At 60.2% G+C, this 15,225-nt stretch carries 11 protein-coding genes and 2 pseudogenes; 7 read left to right on the plus strand and 6 right to left on the minus strand.

What is annotated here, in order from left to right:
* Nucleotides 1-6: 6 nt before the first annotated feature.
* A complete protein-coding gene (gene argJ / locus ACZZZ4_RS02675) occupies nt 7-1,224 on the minus strand; it encodes a bifunctional glutamate N-acetyltransferase/amino-acid acetyltransferase ArgJ (protein WP_039758212.1) in 1,218 nt (405 codons plus the stop codon).
* 121 nt (nt 1,225-1,345) lie between these two features.
* Nucleotides 1,346-4,087, minus strand: coding sequence for a preprotein translocase subunit SecA (gene secA / locus ACZZZ4_RS02680; protein WP_463547192.1), 2,742 nt, complete (start codon nt 4,085-4,087; stop codon nt 1,346-1,348).
* A 308-nt stretch (nt 4,088-4,395) separates the two neighbouring features.
* On the opposite strand from secA, the gene ACZZZ4_RS02685 reads away from it, so the two are divergent.
* Nucleotides 4,396-4,851: a DUF721 domain-containing protein gene (locus ACZZZ4_RS02685; protein WP_039758216.1), complete on the plus strand. Its 456-nt coding sequence runs from the start codon at nt 4,396-4,398 to the stop codon at nt 4,849-4,851.
* Between the two features lie 133 nt (nt 4,852-4,984).
* Here ACZZZ4_RS02685 and ACZZZ4_RS02690 read toward each other — a convergent pair.
* A pseudogene (locus ACZZZ4_RS02690) lies at nt 4,985-6,471 on the minus strand (helicase HerA-like domain-containing protein).
* A gap of 186 nt (nt 6,472-6,657) precedes the next feature.
* On the opposite strand from ACZZZ4_RS02690, the pseudogene ACZZZ4_RS02695 reads away from it, so the two are divergent.
* The 5 genes and pseudogenes from ACZZZ4_RS02695 to ACZZZ4_RS02715 all read left to right on the plus strand — a co-directional run.
* A pseudogene (locus tag ACZZZ4_RS02695) lies at nt 6,658-7,689 on the plus strand (HAMP domain-containing protein); the annotation flags it as partial.
* Nucleotides 7,690-7,782: 93 nt separating this feature from the next.
* Nucleotides 7,783-8,547, plus strand: coding sequence for a methyl-accepting chemotaxis protein (locus ACZZZ4_RS02700; RefSeq protein ID WP_425375757.1), 765 nt, complete (start codon nt 7,783-7,785; stop codon nt 8,545-8,547).
* Between the two features lie 216 nt (nt 8,548-8,763).
* Nucleotides 8,764-9,855, plus strand: coding sequence for a glycosyltransferase family 4 protein (locus ACZZZ4_RS02705; RefSeq protein ID WP_205884317.1), 1,092 nt, complete (start codon nt 8,764-8,766; stop codon nt 9,853-9,855).
* The gene (locus ACZZZ4_RS02710; protein WP_463547193.1) at nt 9,848-10,618 is read left to right on the plus strand and encodes a DUF2334 domain-containing protein; all 771 of its coding nucleotides are present in this window, start codon (nt 9,848-9,850) and stop codon (nt 10,616-10,618) included. The genes ACZZZ4_RS02705 and ACZZZ4_RS02710 overlap by 8 nt, the downstream gene beginning before the upstream one ends.
* Nucleotides 10,615-11,610, plus strand: a complete 996-nt coding sequence (locus ACZZZ4_RS02715; protein WP_463547194.1) for a lysylphosphatidylglycerol synthase transmembrane domain-containing protein — start codon at nt 10,615-10,617, stop codon at nt 11,608-11,610. The genes ACZZZ4_RS02710 and ACZZZ4_RS02715 overlap by 4 nt, the downstream gene beginning before the upstream one ends.
* A 71-nt stretch (nt 11,611-11,681) precedes the next feature.
* On the opposite strand, the gene ACZZZ4_RS02720 is transcribed toward ACZZZ4_RS02715, so the two are convergent.
* Nucleotides 11,682-11,858 (minus strand): hypothetical protein, encoded by a 177-nt coding sequence (locus tag ACZZZ4_RS02720; RefSeq protein WP_165368375.1) that lies wholly within the window; start codon nt 11,856-11,858, stop codon nt 11,682-11,684.
* 81 nt (nt 11,859-11,939) lie between these two features.
* On the minus strand, nt 11,940-12,788 hold the full coding sequence (purU, locus tag ACZZZ4_RS02725; RefSeq protein ID WP_016773477.1) for a formyltetrahydrofolate deformylase: 849 nt from the start codon (nt 12,786-12,788) through the stop codon (nt 11,940-11,942).
* A 337-nt stretch (nt 12,789-13,125) separates the two neighbouring features.
* On the opposite strand from purU, the gene mvaT reads away from it, so the two are divergent.
* Nucleotides 13,126-13,503, plus strand: coding sequence for a histone-like nucleoid-structuring protein MvaT (gene mvaT, locus ACZZZ4_RS02730; protein WP_016773476.1), 378 nt, complete (start codon nt 13,126-13,128; stop codon nt 13,501-13,503).
* Between the two features lie 97 nt (nt 13,504-13,600).
* On the opposite strand, the gene sbcB is transcribed toward mvaT, so the two are convergent.
* Nucleotides 13,601-15,031 carry an exodeoxyribonuclease I gene (gene sbcB / locus ACZZZ4_RS02735; RefSeq protein WP_463547195.1) on the minus strand — a complete coding sequence of 477 codons (1,431 nt, stop codon included), beginning with the start codon at nt 15,029-15,031 and terminating at the stop codon, nt 13,601-13,603.
* Nucleotides 15,032-15,225: the final 194 nt, after the last annotated feature.

Below are 15,225 nucleotides of genomic sequence, written 5' to 3' on the forward strand. Positions count from 1 at the left end.
CTTGAATCAAGTACGGTATTCAGCGTTGATCTTCACGTACTCATGCGACAGGTCGGTGGTCCAGATGGTTTCGCTGCAATCACCGCGACCCAGTTCGATGCGAATGGTGATTTCTTCCTGCTGCATCACGGCCGAGCCCTGGGCTTCAGTGTAGGTCGCGGCGCGGGCGCCACGGCTGGCGATGCACACGTCGCCGAGGAACACGTCGATCTTGCTCACGTCCAGGTCCGGGACACCGGCACGGCCGACGGCGGCCAAAATGCGGCCCCAGTTCGGGTCGGAGGCGAACAGCGCGGTCTTGATCAGCGGCGAATGGGCCACGGTGTAGCCGACGTCCAGGCATTCCTGATGATTGCCGCCGCCATTCACTTCGACGGTCACAAACTTGGTCGCGCCTTCGCCGTCGCGCACGATGGCCTGGGCTACGTCCATGCACACTTCAAACACCGCCTGCTTCAACTTGGCGAACAGCTCGCCTTCAGCGCGGGTGATTTCCGGCAACGCGGCTTTGCCAGTGGCGATCAGCATGCAACAGTCGTTGGTCGAAGTGTCGCCGTCGATGGTGATGCGGTTAAACGACTTGTTCGCGCCGTCGAGCATCAGATTGTGCAGCACCTCGCGGGAGACTTTGGCGTCGGTGGCGATGTAACCCAGCATGGTCGCCATGTTCGGGCGAATCATGCCGGCGCCTTTGCTGATGCCGGTAACAGTGATGGTCACGCCGTCATGCTCGAACTGGCGGCTGGCGCCCTTCGGCAGCGTGTCGGTGGTCATGATGCCAGTGGCGGCGGCTTCCCAGTTGTTCTCCGACAGATCATCCAGCGCAGCTTGCAGCGCGCCTTCGATCTTCTCGACCGGCAGCGGCTCGCCGATCACGCCAGTGGAGTACGGCAGAATCTGGCTGGCATCGACGCCGGTCAGCTCGGCCAACCTAGCGGTGGTGCGCTCGGCAGCCGCCAAACCAGGCTCGCCGGTACCGGCGTTGGCATTGCCGGTGTTGGTCAGCAGATAGCGCACGGCATTGTGCACGCGCTTTTTCGCCAGGATCACCGGCGCGGCGCAGAACGCGTTCAGGGTAAACACGCCAGCCACGGTCGAACCTTCAGCGCAGCGCATCACCACCACATCCTTGCGCCCCGGGCGCTTGATGCCGGCCGAGGCGATACCGAGTTCAAAACCGGCAACCGGGTGCAACGTTGGCAAAGGACCAAGACCAACAGCCATGAATGCGCTCCTTACTCAATGATGTCAGCACCGCCACGGGAAAGGACGGTGGGATAAATGGCAAAACGCCGCGACGGCAGAAGCCGGTCGCGGCGCGGGTGTTCAGCGATTGAAACGGGTTTTACTGGATCTGCCCGTGGCAATGCTTGTATTTCTTGCCCGAACCGCAGTAGCACAGCTCGTTGCGGCCCAGCTTCTGCTCGTTGCGAACCGGGGCAGTGGCGGTGGCGAGGGCCACATCGACCTCTTCACCCAACGCTTCCGGCTGATCCAGCCCAGGCGCTTCGGCGTGTTCGAACTGCATGCGCGCGGCCAGTGCTTCGGCTTCCTGACGCAGGCGTTGCTCCTCGGCTTCCGGATCTTCGCGACGAACCTGAACGTGCGAGAGCACGCGGATCGAATCGCGCTTGATCGAATCGAGCAGCTCGGAGAACAGCGTGAAGGATTCGCGCTTGTACTCCTGCTTCGGGTTCTTCTGCGCATAGCCACGCAGGTGAATACCGTGACGCAGGTGATCCATGGTCGACAGGTGGTCTTTCCACAGGTCGTCGAGTACGCGCAGGACGATCTGCTTCTCGAACGAGCGCAGCGCCTCGGCACCGGCCTGGTCTTCTTTCTCGTTGTACGCGGCGATCAGCTCGGCCATGAGCTTCTCGCGCAGGGTTTCTTCGTACAGGTGATCGTCTTCGTCGAGCCACTGCTGGATCGGCAATTTCACGCCGAAATCGCTTTCGATCGACGCTTCCAGACCGGCGACGTCCCACTGCTCTGGCAGCGATTGCGGCGGAATGTGTGCGCTGACGGTAGCGTTGAGCACGTCCTGACGGAAGTCGGCGATGGTCTCACCGATGTTGTCGGCGGCCAGCAACGTGTTACGCATGTGATAGATCACTTTACGCTGCTCGTTGTTGACGTCGTCGAACTCGAGCAGTTGCTTGCGGATGTCGAAGTTGCGGCCTTCAACCTTGCGCTGCGCCTTCTCGATTGCGTTGGTCACCATGCGGTGCTCGATCGCTTCGCCCGGCTGCATGCCCAGGGCTTTCATGAAGTTCTTCACCCGGTCGGAGGCGAAGATGCGCATCAGGCTGTCTTCCAGCGACAGGTAGAAGCGGCTCGAACCGGCATCGCCCTGACGGCCGGCACGGCCACGCAGCTGGTTGTCGATACGGCGCGATTCGTGACGCTCGGAAGCAATTACCTGCAAGCCGCCGGACTCCAGCACTTGCTGGTGACGCTTCTGCCAGTCGGCCTTGATCTGTGCAATCTGCTCGGGAGTCGGGTTTTCCAGCGAAGCGACTTCCACTTCCCAGTTGCCGCCCAACAGGATGTCGGTACCACGACCGGCCATGTTGGTGGCGATGGTCAGCGCACCCGGACGACCGGCCTGAGCGATGATTTCAGCTTCTTTTTCGTGGAACTTGGCGTTGAGAACCTTGTGTTCGATGCCTTCTTTGACGAGCAATTCGGACATGTGCTCGGAGGTCTCGATGGTCGCGGTACCCACCAGCACCGGGCGACCGGCAGCCATGCTTTCCTTGATGTCGGCCACGATCGCCGCGTATTTCTCTTCGGCGGTGAGGAACACCAGGTCGTTGTAGTCTTTACGCGCCAACGGCTTGTTCGGCGGAATGACCATGACTTCCAGACCATAGATCTGGTGGAATTCGAACGCTTCGGTGTCGGCGGTACCGGTCATGCCGGACAGCTTGGTATACAGACGGAAGTAGTTCTGGAAGGTGGTCGAGGCCAGGGTCTGGCTCTCGGCCTGAATGTTCAGACCTTCCTTGGCTTCGATAGCCTGGTGCAGGCCTTCGGACAGACGACGACCCGGCATGGTACGACCGGTGTGTTCGTCGACCAGCACGACCTGACCGTCCTGGACGATGTATTCGATGTTGCGGTTGAATAGCTTGTGCGCACGCAGACCGGCGTAGACATGAGTCAGCAGGCCAAGGTTGTGCGCCGAGTACAGGCTCTCGCCTTCGGCCAGCAGGCCGACGCGGGTGAGCATTTCTTCGATGAACTGGTGACCGGCTTCGTTGAGTTCGACCTGACGGGTCTTTTCGTCAACGGTGTAGTGACCGGCCTTGGTGACCTGGCCTTCGACTTCCTCGACGTGCAGTTCCAGCTGCGGGATCAGTTTGTTGATCTCCATGTACAGCTTGGAGCTGTCCTCGGCCTGACCGGAAATGATCAGCGGAGTACGCGCTTCGTCGATGAGGATGGAGTCGACTTCGTCGATCACGGCAAAGTTGAGTTCGCGCTGGAATTTTTCATCCATGCTGAACGCCATGTTGTCGCGCAGGTAGTCGAAACCGAATTCGTTGTTGGTGCCGTAGGTGATGTCGGCGGCGTAGGCGGCGCGCTTCTCTTCCGGCGGCTGGAACGGCGTTACGACGCCGACGGTCAGGCCGAGGAATTCATACAGCGGGCGCATCCAGTTGGCGTCACGGCGGGCCAGGTAGTCGTTCACGGTCACAACGTGCACGCCCTTGCCGGACAGTGCGTTGAGGTAAACACCCAGGGTGGCCACGAGGGTCTTGCCCTCACCGGTGCGCATTTCGGCAATCTTGCCTTCGTGCAGGGTCATGCCGCCGACGAGTTGCACGTCGAAGTGGCGCATGCCCATCACACGCTTGCCGGCCTCGCGGGCTACGGCGAAGGCTTCCGGCAACAGCTTGTCGAGGGTTTCCCCTTTGGCGATACGGGCCTTGAACTCGGCGGTCTTGGCGCGCAATTGATCGTCCGAAAGGGCCACCATTTGCTCTTCGAAGGCATTGACGAGCTGCACCGTCTTGAGCATGCGTTTGACTTCACGCTCGTTCTTGCTTCCAAAAAGTTTCTTTAACAAAGGCGCAAACATATCGGCAGGATCTTCCACACTAAAGGGATGGAGGGCGGCCCCGTGAGTCGCCCGTGCAGCCCTCATGGCCGCATGCGAACGAGCATTCTACCCGGAAACGGTGGTGAGGAAAGTGGCGATGTTCCACGATGCTGGCACTGCGCTTTGACGGGGCTCACTTAAAATAGGGGCGTTTTGCTCAACTTCAACCCGTCGGGGGAAAGAAGTCAGGCGTTGATTTAATGAGCAAAGCAGGGACAAAAGCAATGGGCCAGAGGTTCCACAGCTTTCTGCTAACATGGCGCCTCTGTTACTTCAGGTGTTCGATCATGGCGTTTCGCCCTCTCACGGCCAGAGCCCCCGCCGTTCTGCTCCGCGAAGCCAAACCGCTGAAAGCCATCCTCGGCCATGCCCAGCGTCTGGAGCATTTGCAGCGCCTGCTCGAAAGCCAGCTGCAACCGGCCGCCCGCGAGCATTGCCGGGTAGCCAAGTGGCGCGAAGGCGAGCTGTCGCTGGTGGTCACTGACGGCCATTGGGCAACGCGCCTGCGCTATCAGCAGAAACGTCTGCAACGACAACTGCAATTGTTCGAAGAGTTCGCCAACCTGTCGCGGATCAAATTCAGCGTACGCCCGCCAATCGTCCAGCATCGGGCGGTCGGGCATACGATGGATTTGTCGAGCAGTGCGGCGGAGACGATTCAATCAACGGCTGACGGGATCAGCGATCCGGGATTGCGCGCGGCGCTGGAGCGGCTGGCGGCGCATGCCAAAAGCAAGACCTGACTGTGCACACGATTCCCATGTGGGAGCGAGCCTGCTCGCGAAGAGGCCATGTCAGCCGACATTGATGTTGAATGACACACCGCTTTCGCGAGCAGGCTCGCTCCCACAGGTTTGATCTCCGGCAATTCCTGGATCAGCGGCGCTTGCTGCCTCCGAGCAGAGACCCCATCAACCCCCGCACCAATTGCTTGCCAAGGTTATTGGCGGCCTGGCGCATCGCTGATTTCAGCGCCTGCCCTGCTGCCGTACCGAGGAATTCTCCCGCCCGATCGGCGAGGCTCGGCTCTTCGGCCGCCGGTTTGCCCGCTGGTGTTTCAGCCTCCGGCGCCAGCCCTTTGCGTCCCATCAAAATCTCATAGGCCGACTCGCGGTCGATCGGCTTGTCATAGCGGCCCTTGAACGGCGAGCCGGCGATCAGCACGGTGCGCTCGGTTGCAGTCAGCGGGCCGATCCGCGATTGCGGCGGCGCCACTAGCACGCGCTGGACCAATTCCGGCGTGCCCTTCTCGGTAAGCGTTCCTACCAGCGCCTCGCCGATCCCCAGTTCAGTCAACACCGACAGGCTGTCGAATGCCGGATTCGGGCGAAAACCATCGGCCACGGCGCGCAGGGATTTCTGCTCTTTCGCGGTGAACGCACGCAGACCGTGTTGAATGCGCAAGCCCAACTGCGCCAGCACGTCATCCGGCAGATCCGCTGGCGACTGGGTGACGAAATACACGCCAACACCCTTGGAACGGATCAGGCGCACCACTTGTTCTAGCCGTTCCTGCAACGCCTTGGGCGTGTCGCCGAACAGCAAGTGCGCCTCGTCGAAAAACAGCGCCAGCAGCGGTTTGTCAGCATCGCCTCGCTCGGGCAGTTGCTCGAACAACTCGGCCAGCAACCACAGCAGGAACGTTGCGTAAACCTTCGGCGCTTCGTGCACCAGCCGACTGGCGTCGAGCAGATGGATGCGTCCACGGCCGTCAGCGCCCGGTTGCAGGATGTCTTCAAGTTGCAGCGCCGGCTCGCCGAACAGGGCTTCGGCGCCCTGTTGTTCCAGCGTCGCCAAACGGCGCAGCAGCGCCTGGCTGGAACCGGTGGTCATCAGCGCCGCGTCTTCGCCGAGCAATTGCGGATTGTCCTTGAGGTGATTGAGCAGCGCTTTCAGATCCTTGAGATCCAGCAGGAGCAAGCCTTCGCGATCCGCCACCTTGAACGCCGCGTACAGCGCCGACTGCTGGCTGTCCGTCAGCTCGAGCAGGCTGCCGATCAGCAGCGGGCCCATTTCGCTCAGGGTGGTGCGCAGCGGATGACCGGACTCACCGTGAATGTCCCACAGCGTCACGGGATAAGCCTGGGGGTGTGACTGAGCCACGGCATGCCGGCAATGCGCTCGGCCACTTTGCCCTGCGGGTTGCCAGCGGCGCCGAGGCCGCAGAGGTCGCCCTTGATGTCGGCGGCGAACACCGCCACACCGGCGTCGCTGAACGCTTCGGCCAGACGCTGCAATGTCACGGTTTTGCCGGTGCCGGTGGCGCCGGCGATCAGCCCGTGGCGGTTGGCCAGGCGCATGGCCTGAGCGATGGGTTGCGCGGCCGGATCAGCGCCGATAACGAGTTGCGAAGAGTCAGGCATTTTCTCACCCAATGGTTAATCTTTGATGACACATGGCCGATACATCAATTGGACAGACCCGTCAGAAAACAGGGTCAGACATTTCCCTAAGGAGAGCCGGAAATATCAGTTTTTCAACCTTGCCCACAGTGCGCGTCTCTATCAAAGCACGCCCAGGACATTAAGACCTTAGCGGAACCCCAAGCCATGAACAAAAACCTGCGCTTCAGCCATAAGATTTTGCTTGCCGCCGCCCTCATCGTCATTGCCGCTTTCGCCTCGTTCACGCTGTACAACGATTGGCTGCAGCGCAATGCGATCCGCGATGACCTGAACAATTACCTCAATGAAATGGGCGAGGTCACCGCCGGCAATATCCAGACCTGGCTCAGCGGGCGCATTCTGCTGATTGAAAACGCCGCGCAGAACATCGCCATCAATCCGGAACCTGCCACGGTCGCCAGCCTGCTCGAACAGAAAAGCCTGACTTCAACGTTCATGGCCACCTATCTGGGCGATGCCACCGGCCACTTCACCATCCGCCCGGACGTGAAAATGCCGGACGGTTTCGATCCGCGCGTACGCCCTTGGTATAAAGGTGCCGAAAGCAGCAGCACCTCGACCCTGACCGAACCCTACATCGATGCGGCCACCGGCCAGTTGATCATCTCCATCGCCACCGCGTCGAAAAAGGCCGGGCAGAGTGTTGGCGTGGTCGGCGGCGACCTGAGCCTGCAATCACTGGTCGATACCCTCGCCGCGCGGGATTTCGACGGCATGGGCTATGTGTTTCTGGTCAGCGCCGACGGCAAGATCCTCGTCCACCCGGACAAGGCTCTGGTGATGAAGTCGCTCAAAGAAGCCTACCCGCAGGACACCCCGCGCATCAGCAGTGATTTCAGCGAAGTGACGGTTGATGGCAAAACCCGCATCGTCACTTTCGCCCCGATCAAAGGCCTGCCGTCGGTGAACTGGTACATCGGTCTGTCGATCGATAAAGACCAGGCCTACGCGATGCTCAGCGAATTCCGCACCTCGGCGGTAATCGCGACCATTATTGCCGTGGCGATCATCATTGCCCTGCTCGGCATGCTCATCCGCCTGCTGATCCAGCCGCTGCACGTGATGACCCGCGCCATGGAAGACATCGCGGACGGCGAAGGCGATCTGACCAAACGCCTGAATATCATCAATAACGATGAATTCGGCATCCTCGGCACCGCGTTCAACCGCTTCGTCGAGCGCATTCACGGTTCGATCCGCGAAGTGTCCTCAGCTACCGGCCAGGTCAACGAGGTCGCCCTGCGCGTGGTCGCAGCTTCGAACTCGTCGATGTACAACTCCGACCAGCAAGCCTCGCGCACCAGCAGCGTTGCCGCCGCGATCAATCAGCTCGGCGCCGCCGCCCAGGAAATTGCCCGCAACGCCGCGCAAGCCTCGAACCAGGCCAGCGACGCTCGGGGGCTGGCCGAGGATGGCCAGCAAGTGGTCGAGCGCAGCATCAAAGCGATGAACCAACTGTCGAGCATGCTCAGTGCATCGAGCACCAATATCGAGTCGCTGAACAGCAAGACTGTCAACATCGGCCAGATTCTTGAAGTGATCACCAGCATTTCCCAGCAAACCAACTTGTTGGCGCTGAACGCCGCGATCGAAGCGGCGCGCGCCGGTGAGGCCGGTCGTGGTTTTGCCGTGGTGGCCGACGAAGTGCGTAACCTCGCGCACCGCACGCAGGAATCGGCGCAACAGGTGCAGACCATGATCGAGGAGCTGCAGGTCGGCGCTCGGGAATCGGTGAGCACCATGAGCGACAGCCAGCGCCACAGTCAGGACAGCGTGGAGATCGCCAACCTTGCCGGCGAACGCCTGAACAGCGTGACCCTGCGCATCGGTGAGATCGACGGGATGAACCAGTCGGTGGCGACCGCGACTGAAGAGCAGACTGCTGTGGTCGAGTCGATCAATGTCGATATTACTGAGATCAACACGCTGAACCAGGAAGGCGTGGAGAACCTGCAAGCGACCTTGCGCGCGTGCTCGGATCTGGAGCAGCAGGCTTCGCGCCTCAAGCAACTGGTGGGCAGCTTCAGGATTTAAGCTGCGGCGACTGGCCACTTCGCGAGCAGGCTCGCTCCCACAGGGAAAATGCATTCCATTGTGGGAGCGAGCCTGCTCGCGAATATCTACCTTTCAACAAAACCCGACTGACACCCCACCGCGCAATCCCGACCGAACATCTATTCTGGATAACGGTCAACCAAGGGAGAACAACACAGCGGAGGGTTGCTCACCGTGCATATCGCCGACATCACCATGTTCTACGCCCCGGCCAGCGGAGGCGTGCGTACTTATCTGGATGCCAAACACCGTCGCCTCGGCGACCGCAGCGGTATTCGTCATAGCCTGCTGATCCCCGGCGCGCGGCTGGGTGAACATGACGGCATTTACACGGTTCCAGCACCTGCCCTGCCCTTCGGCAAAGGCTATCGCTTCCCGCTGCGCCTGGCGCCTTGGCGAAACGTCCTGCAGGATTTGCAGCCGGATCTGATCGAAGTCGGCGACCCTTACCTCACCGCGTGGGCGGCGCTGGATGCCCGGCGGCAGCTGGATGTGCCGGTGATCGGCTTTTATCACTCGGATCTGCCGCTGCTGGTGGGCAATCGCATGGGCCATTGGGTCACGCCGAATGTCGAGGCTTACGTGACTCGTCTCTACGGCAATTTTGATCGTGTGCTCGCACCGAGTCAGGTCATGGCTGACAAGCTCACCGGGCTCGGCGTGCGCAACGTTCATGTGCAACCGCTGGGTGTGGATCTGCATACCTTTCATCCTGACGCCCGAGACCCCGGCCTGCGTGCCGAGCTGGGGATTGCCGAAGACACTCGCTTGCTGATCTTCGCCGGGCGCGGTTCCAAGGAGAAAAACCTGCCGGTGCTGCTCAAGTGCATGCAGCGCCTCGGCCCGCGCTATCACTTGCTGTTGGTCGGCTCGTCGATGCCCGCTGCGGTGCCGGACAACGTCAGCGTCATCGACGAATTCTGCCCGGCGCCAAAAGTCGCGCGACTGATGGCCAGCGCCGATGCGCTGCTGCATGCCGGCGACCAGGAAACCTTCGGACTGGTCATCCTCGAAGCCATGGCCTGTGGCATTCCGGTGGTGGCGGTGGCGGCCGGTGCGTTTGAAGAGATCGTTAACGATTCCTGCGGCTTGCTTTGTGCACCGAATAACCCGCAAGCCATGGCCAATGCCGTGCGCGAACTGTTCAGTCGTGGCTGTGAGCGCCTCGGTCGCCAGGCGCGCCAGCATGTCGAACGACATTACGCCTGGGACACGGTGGTCGATAGCCTGCTCAGCCACTACCATGCGGTGCTCGGTCATACGCTGCCACGGGTGGCCAATGGTTGAGAACATGAAAGCGGTGTGCCTGGTATTGCACGACGTGGCGCCCTCGACGTGGGCGGATTACCAGCCCTTCGTCGACGCCGTCGATGCCTTGGGCAATGTGCCGATCACGTGGCTGGTGGTGCCGGACTTCCATCGCCATGATGCGCTTGATGCCAACCCGGCATTTCGCCGAGTGCTCGATGCCCGGGTCGCTCGGGGCGATGAACTGGCGCTGCACGGTTATTACCACGACGACCAGGAACCCATGCCGAACACCCCGCGCGACTGGTTCATGCGCCGGGTCTACACCCATGAGGGCGAGTTCTATCGCCTGTCCCGCGAAGCCGCCCTGGCCCGCCTGCACGCCGGCCTTGAAATCTTTCAGCGGTACGACTGGCCAGTGCATGGCTTCGTTGCCCCGGCCTGGCTGATGAGCGACGGCACCCGCCAAGCCTTGCGCGAATTGCCACTCAGCTACACCAGCGATCCACAGCATCTTTATCGCTTGCCCGACTTCAGCGCCATAGATGCTCCGGGACTGGTATGGAGTGCGCGCAGTGCCTGGCGTCGCGGCTTGTCGAAAATCGTCAGCGACCAACGTGAACAGCGTTGGCGCGAGGCGCCGGTGATTCGCCTGGGCCTGCATCCGGTGGACATGCGCCACCGTTTCTCGCGCGATTACTGGTTGCACACCTTGCAACGCCTGCTGGCAGACGGACGCGTGCCGCTGACCAAGATCGATTGGCTTGACCGCCAGCACGGTCAGCTGGAACGCGCAGCATGAAGCGCAGCCTGTTGTTGCTGATCGGCCTGCTCGCGGCGGTGCTGATTCCGGTGCTGCTCGGCGGCGGGGAAACCTGGTCACGCCTGCGCAGCTTTCCGCTGAACTGGCTGTTGATCATGTTCGGCATGATTCTGCTGTGCTGGGGGATCAATACCCTGCGCCTGCGATTGTTGCTCGGCGATCAGCGTGACAAGGTCGCGCCCTTGAAAAGCCTCGGTGTGGTGATGGCGGCCGAGTTCGCTTACTGCGCCACGCCCGGCGGCAGTGGCGGGCCGCTGACGACCATGGCCTTGCTGGCGCGCTGCGGCGTACGTCCGGCGCGAGGCAGTGCGGTATTTGCCATGGATCAGCTCAGCGATCTGCTGTTCTTTCTCTGCGCGCTGAGCGCAATTCTGATTTACGCGCTGTTCCAGCACTTAAGCGATCGGCTCGAGTGGCTGCTGACAGTCAGCGCAGTGTCGCTGTTCGGCGGCTTGGTCAGTTGCGTGTTGATTGCACGCTTTCACCGGGCGTTGATTCGTCTGAGCGGCCGGCTGTTGGCAGGTATGAACGTCACGGCGCGTACGCGTCGCCGCTGGGCGCGCAAATTGCTGCACTTTCTCGCGGCGTTTACCGATACCTTGAAACTGCCCTGGCAGACGCTGATCCAGGTGTTCGCCCTGACCTGCGTACACTGGTTGTTGCGCTATAGCGTGCTGTATCTGGCGCTACGCGGGCTCGGTGCCGACTTGCAGTGGGCCTGGAGTTTTCTGGTGCAGATGCTATCGCTGGGCGCCGGTCAATTCAGCCTGTTGCCCGGTGGCGCGGGGGCCGCAGAATTGACGTCTGCAGCGCTGCTGGCGCCGATGGTGGGCAAATCTACCGCAGCGGCGGCAATTCTGATCTGGCGCGTGGTGACGTATTACTTCTATCTGCTGGTTGGTGGCCCGGTGTTTGTGTTGATGCTGGGCAAGCCGTTGCTGAAGAAGCTGATGAAAGTGCACCAAGCTTGAAAGATCGCAGCTTTCGGCAGCTCCTACATTGAAACGCGACTCTCTCTGAGCTGCCGAAGGCTGCGATCTTTTCAGGCATTACCGGTTTCATCGTCCGACTCTGGTTTCACCTGTTCCCACAACTCGGCGGCACCGGGAAACTCGGTGCCGTCCTCGGGGCTCATGTCTTCCGGGTCGTAACGACTCAGGCAACCCTCACCGAGAGTGGCGGGCGCTTTTGAAGTAGCTTTGTCCAGTGGGTCGCTCATGGCTGTTCCTCGGGCGCAAATGACAAGGGCCTGAGCGATTCAACGCCCAGGCCCCTGGTTTTTCAAGCGTGGCGTGCTCGATCAGAACACAACAGTCTTGTTGCCGTGCACCAGCACGCGGTCTTCGAGGTGATAACGCAGGCCGCGGGCCAGCACCATCTTCTCGACATCACGGCCGAAACGCACCATGTCTTCGATGCTGTCGCTGTGGCTGACACGCACCACGTCCTGCTCGATGATCGGGCCGGCGTCCAGCTCTTCGGTGACGTAATGGCAGGTCGCACCGATCAGCTTCACGCCACGCAGGGACGCCTGGTGATACGGTTTGGCGCCGACAAACGAAGGCAGGAAGCTGTGGTGAATGTTGATGACTTTGTGCGCATATTCGCGGCACATGTCTGGCGGCAGGATCTGCATGTAGCGCGCCAGCACTACTACTTCGGCGTCGTGCTGTTTGACCAGACGCGATACTTCGTCGAATGCCGGCTGCTTGTCCTGTGGATTGACCGGCACGTGGTAGTACGGGATGCCATGCCATTCGACCATGCTGCGCAGGTCGTCGTGGTTGGAAATTACGCAGGAGATTTCGCAGTCCAGTTCGTCGCTGTGCCAGCGGTGTAGCAGGTCGGCCAGGCAGTGGGATTCGCGGCTGGCCATCAGCACCACGCGTTTTTTCTGCTCGGTGTCGGTGATGCGCCAGTCCATCGAGAACTCTTCGGCGATCGGTGCGAACTTCTCGCGCAACTCCTCGATACCGAACGGCAGCGAATCGGCACGGATTTCGTGACGCATGAAGAACCAGCCCACTTGATTGTCAGAGTGGTGGCTCGCTTCGGTGATCCAGCCGTTATGAGAGGCCAGAAAATTACTGACTTTGGCAACGATGCCAACGCGGTCCGGGCAAGATATCACCAGCCGAAAAGTGCGCATGAGGGGGAAACTCCAGAACTTCACAAAGGCCGCCATTCTAGCGACTGTGCAGGAAAACTGCAGTACGCATGCGCGCCGGGTGGGACGAAGCCCGGCGAAACGACTTTCTGACGGTGATCTTCGTCAACGCCGTGACGCTTTGCCGAGGCTTTTGTCAGACAACTGTAAATATCTGTGCTGACTCCATCACATTATTTAACGGAACATTCAATTGACGGCTAATTTCCTGTAACTCATTTAAATAAAAAGCCGATCTAAATGTTTACTTGATGAAACAGCCTGACTATTATTGCGGCACTGTCCCCTGTCATTCAGCATTCTACAAAAGGTAGTACTCATGTCCTTGATCAACGAATATCGCGCCACCGAAGAAGCCATCAAAGAGCTGCAAGCCCGTCTGAAGAACCTGTCCGAAGACGACAAACTGCAAGCCGAACTGGAATTCGAAGGCAAACTGCGCACGCTGATGGGTGAATACTCCAAGTCGCTGCGTGACATCATCGCGCTGCTGGATCCGGAAGCCAAATCCAAGGCGCCACGTGGCGGCGCAGTAAAAACTACCGGCACCAAGCGTGCACGCAAAGTTAAGCAATACAAAAACCCGCACAACGGTGAAGTCATCGAAACCAAAGGTGGCAACCACAAGACTCTGAAAGAGTGGAAAGCCAAGTGGGGCGGTGACGTGGTTGAAGGCTGGGCGACCCTGCTGGGCTAAGCCGCGACGCTTTCGCCGAGCGATCCGCGAACAAAAAAACGCCAGCTTGAGCTGGCGTTTTTTTATGCCCGCAAATTAATTCCGGGTATGTTCGATTTCAAAGATTCAAACGTTTGCGTAATGCCTGGACATAGTTCTGCCAGTCATTGAGTACCTCGCGCTGCAGGGGCGTCGCACTAAGCGACCATTGCTCGGCCGCTTCTGTAAAAGACTGCACGGTATTCGGCGCGCCGGCCTCGGGTTGCGTAAGACGCTGCTGACAAAACAATCTCCAGCGCTCTTGTTCCGCCACATCCAAGGTGTCTGGAAAGTTGCGTGCTCGATATCGAAAAAGTAATTCAGGCAAACGTTCATCATCGAAAGGCCATGCCTCTTGCGCCAATTGCGCAGGATCAGCCGCTCGAACTTGTTCGCATAGACGCCGATCACGATCACCGATAAATCCATCGTACAACTGTTGCTCGGGATCTTCGCTGGGAGTGAAATCTTCGCTGGCATAAATCGCTGCGATTTTATCTTTCCAGACTTGTTGTGCGTCAGTTAGTCGCATGACCCGTTCATCATAAAGCGCCATATCCAGCCCAAGGCGTTGCTGATCTTCTGCGCGCAATACCTTCAGCGGCGCTACCACCGGGCAACGATTGATGTGAATGAGCTTGAGCGGCACCGGCAGTTCACCTTCGGCCAACTCATCGCGGCGGGTGTACAAGCGCTGGCGCAGGGTTTGCGCGTCGAGCTCCAGCAGCCCCTGCGGATCGAGATGCAAATCACAGACAACCAAGGCGTTGCGGTTCTTCGGGTGCCAGGCCAGCGGCAGGACCACGCCGACATAACTGCGCGCCGCCGAGAAACGTCCGGACACATGCACCACTGGCTGCAACAGGCGGATCTGATCCATGACCTTTTGCTTGCTGCGCAGCTGGAACAGCCACTCGTAGAGTTTGGGTTGTTTGTCGCGAATCAGCCGCGCCAACGCAATCGTAGCGCGCACATCCGACAGTGCCTCGTGGGCATGCCCGTGATCGATATTGTTGGCCGCCGTGAGGCGTTCAAGCTTGAGGGACACCCGGCCCGTGTCATCGGTCGGCCAGACCAGACCCTCCGGGCGCAACGCGTAAGCGGCGCGCACCACATCAATCAGATCCCAGCGACTGTTGCCACCCTGCCATTCACGGGCGTAGGGGTCGAAGAAGTTGCGATAGAGGCTGTAGCGGGTCATCTCATCGTCGAAACGCAAGGTGTTGTAACCGGCGCCGCAGGTACCCGGTGCGGCCAGTTGCGCATGCACGCGAGTCATGAAATCGGCTTCGCTCAGGCCTTTCTCGGCGAGCTGGCCAGGGGTGATGCCGGTGATCGCACAGGCCGCCGGATGCGGGAGGATGTCTTCGCTGGGCTGGCAATAGAGGTTGACCGGCTCATCGATTTCGTTGAGCGCATGGTCGGTGCGGATCCCGGCCACTTGCAGCGGCCGGTCGTTGCGCGGATTGATGCCAGTGGTTTCGTAGTCGTACCAGAAGATTGAAGTCACGGGCGCATCCTGAACAGAAGATCGGCGAAGTCTAGGCGCTCAGCCGACTCCGGAGCCAGTCTCCTGTCCTCCGAACAGCATTTTTTCCAATTTCCTACAGCTTAAAGGTACTCGAACTGTGGGAGCGAGCTTGCTCGCGAAGGGGCCAGCACATTCAACATTGAGGCTGCCTGTCACTGCGCCTTCGCGAGCAA

It is taken from the genome of Pseudomonas sp. AC252 (genome assembly GCF_979258105.1).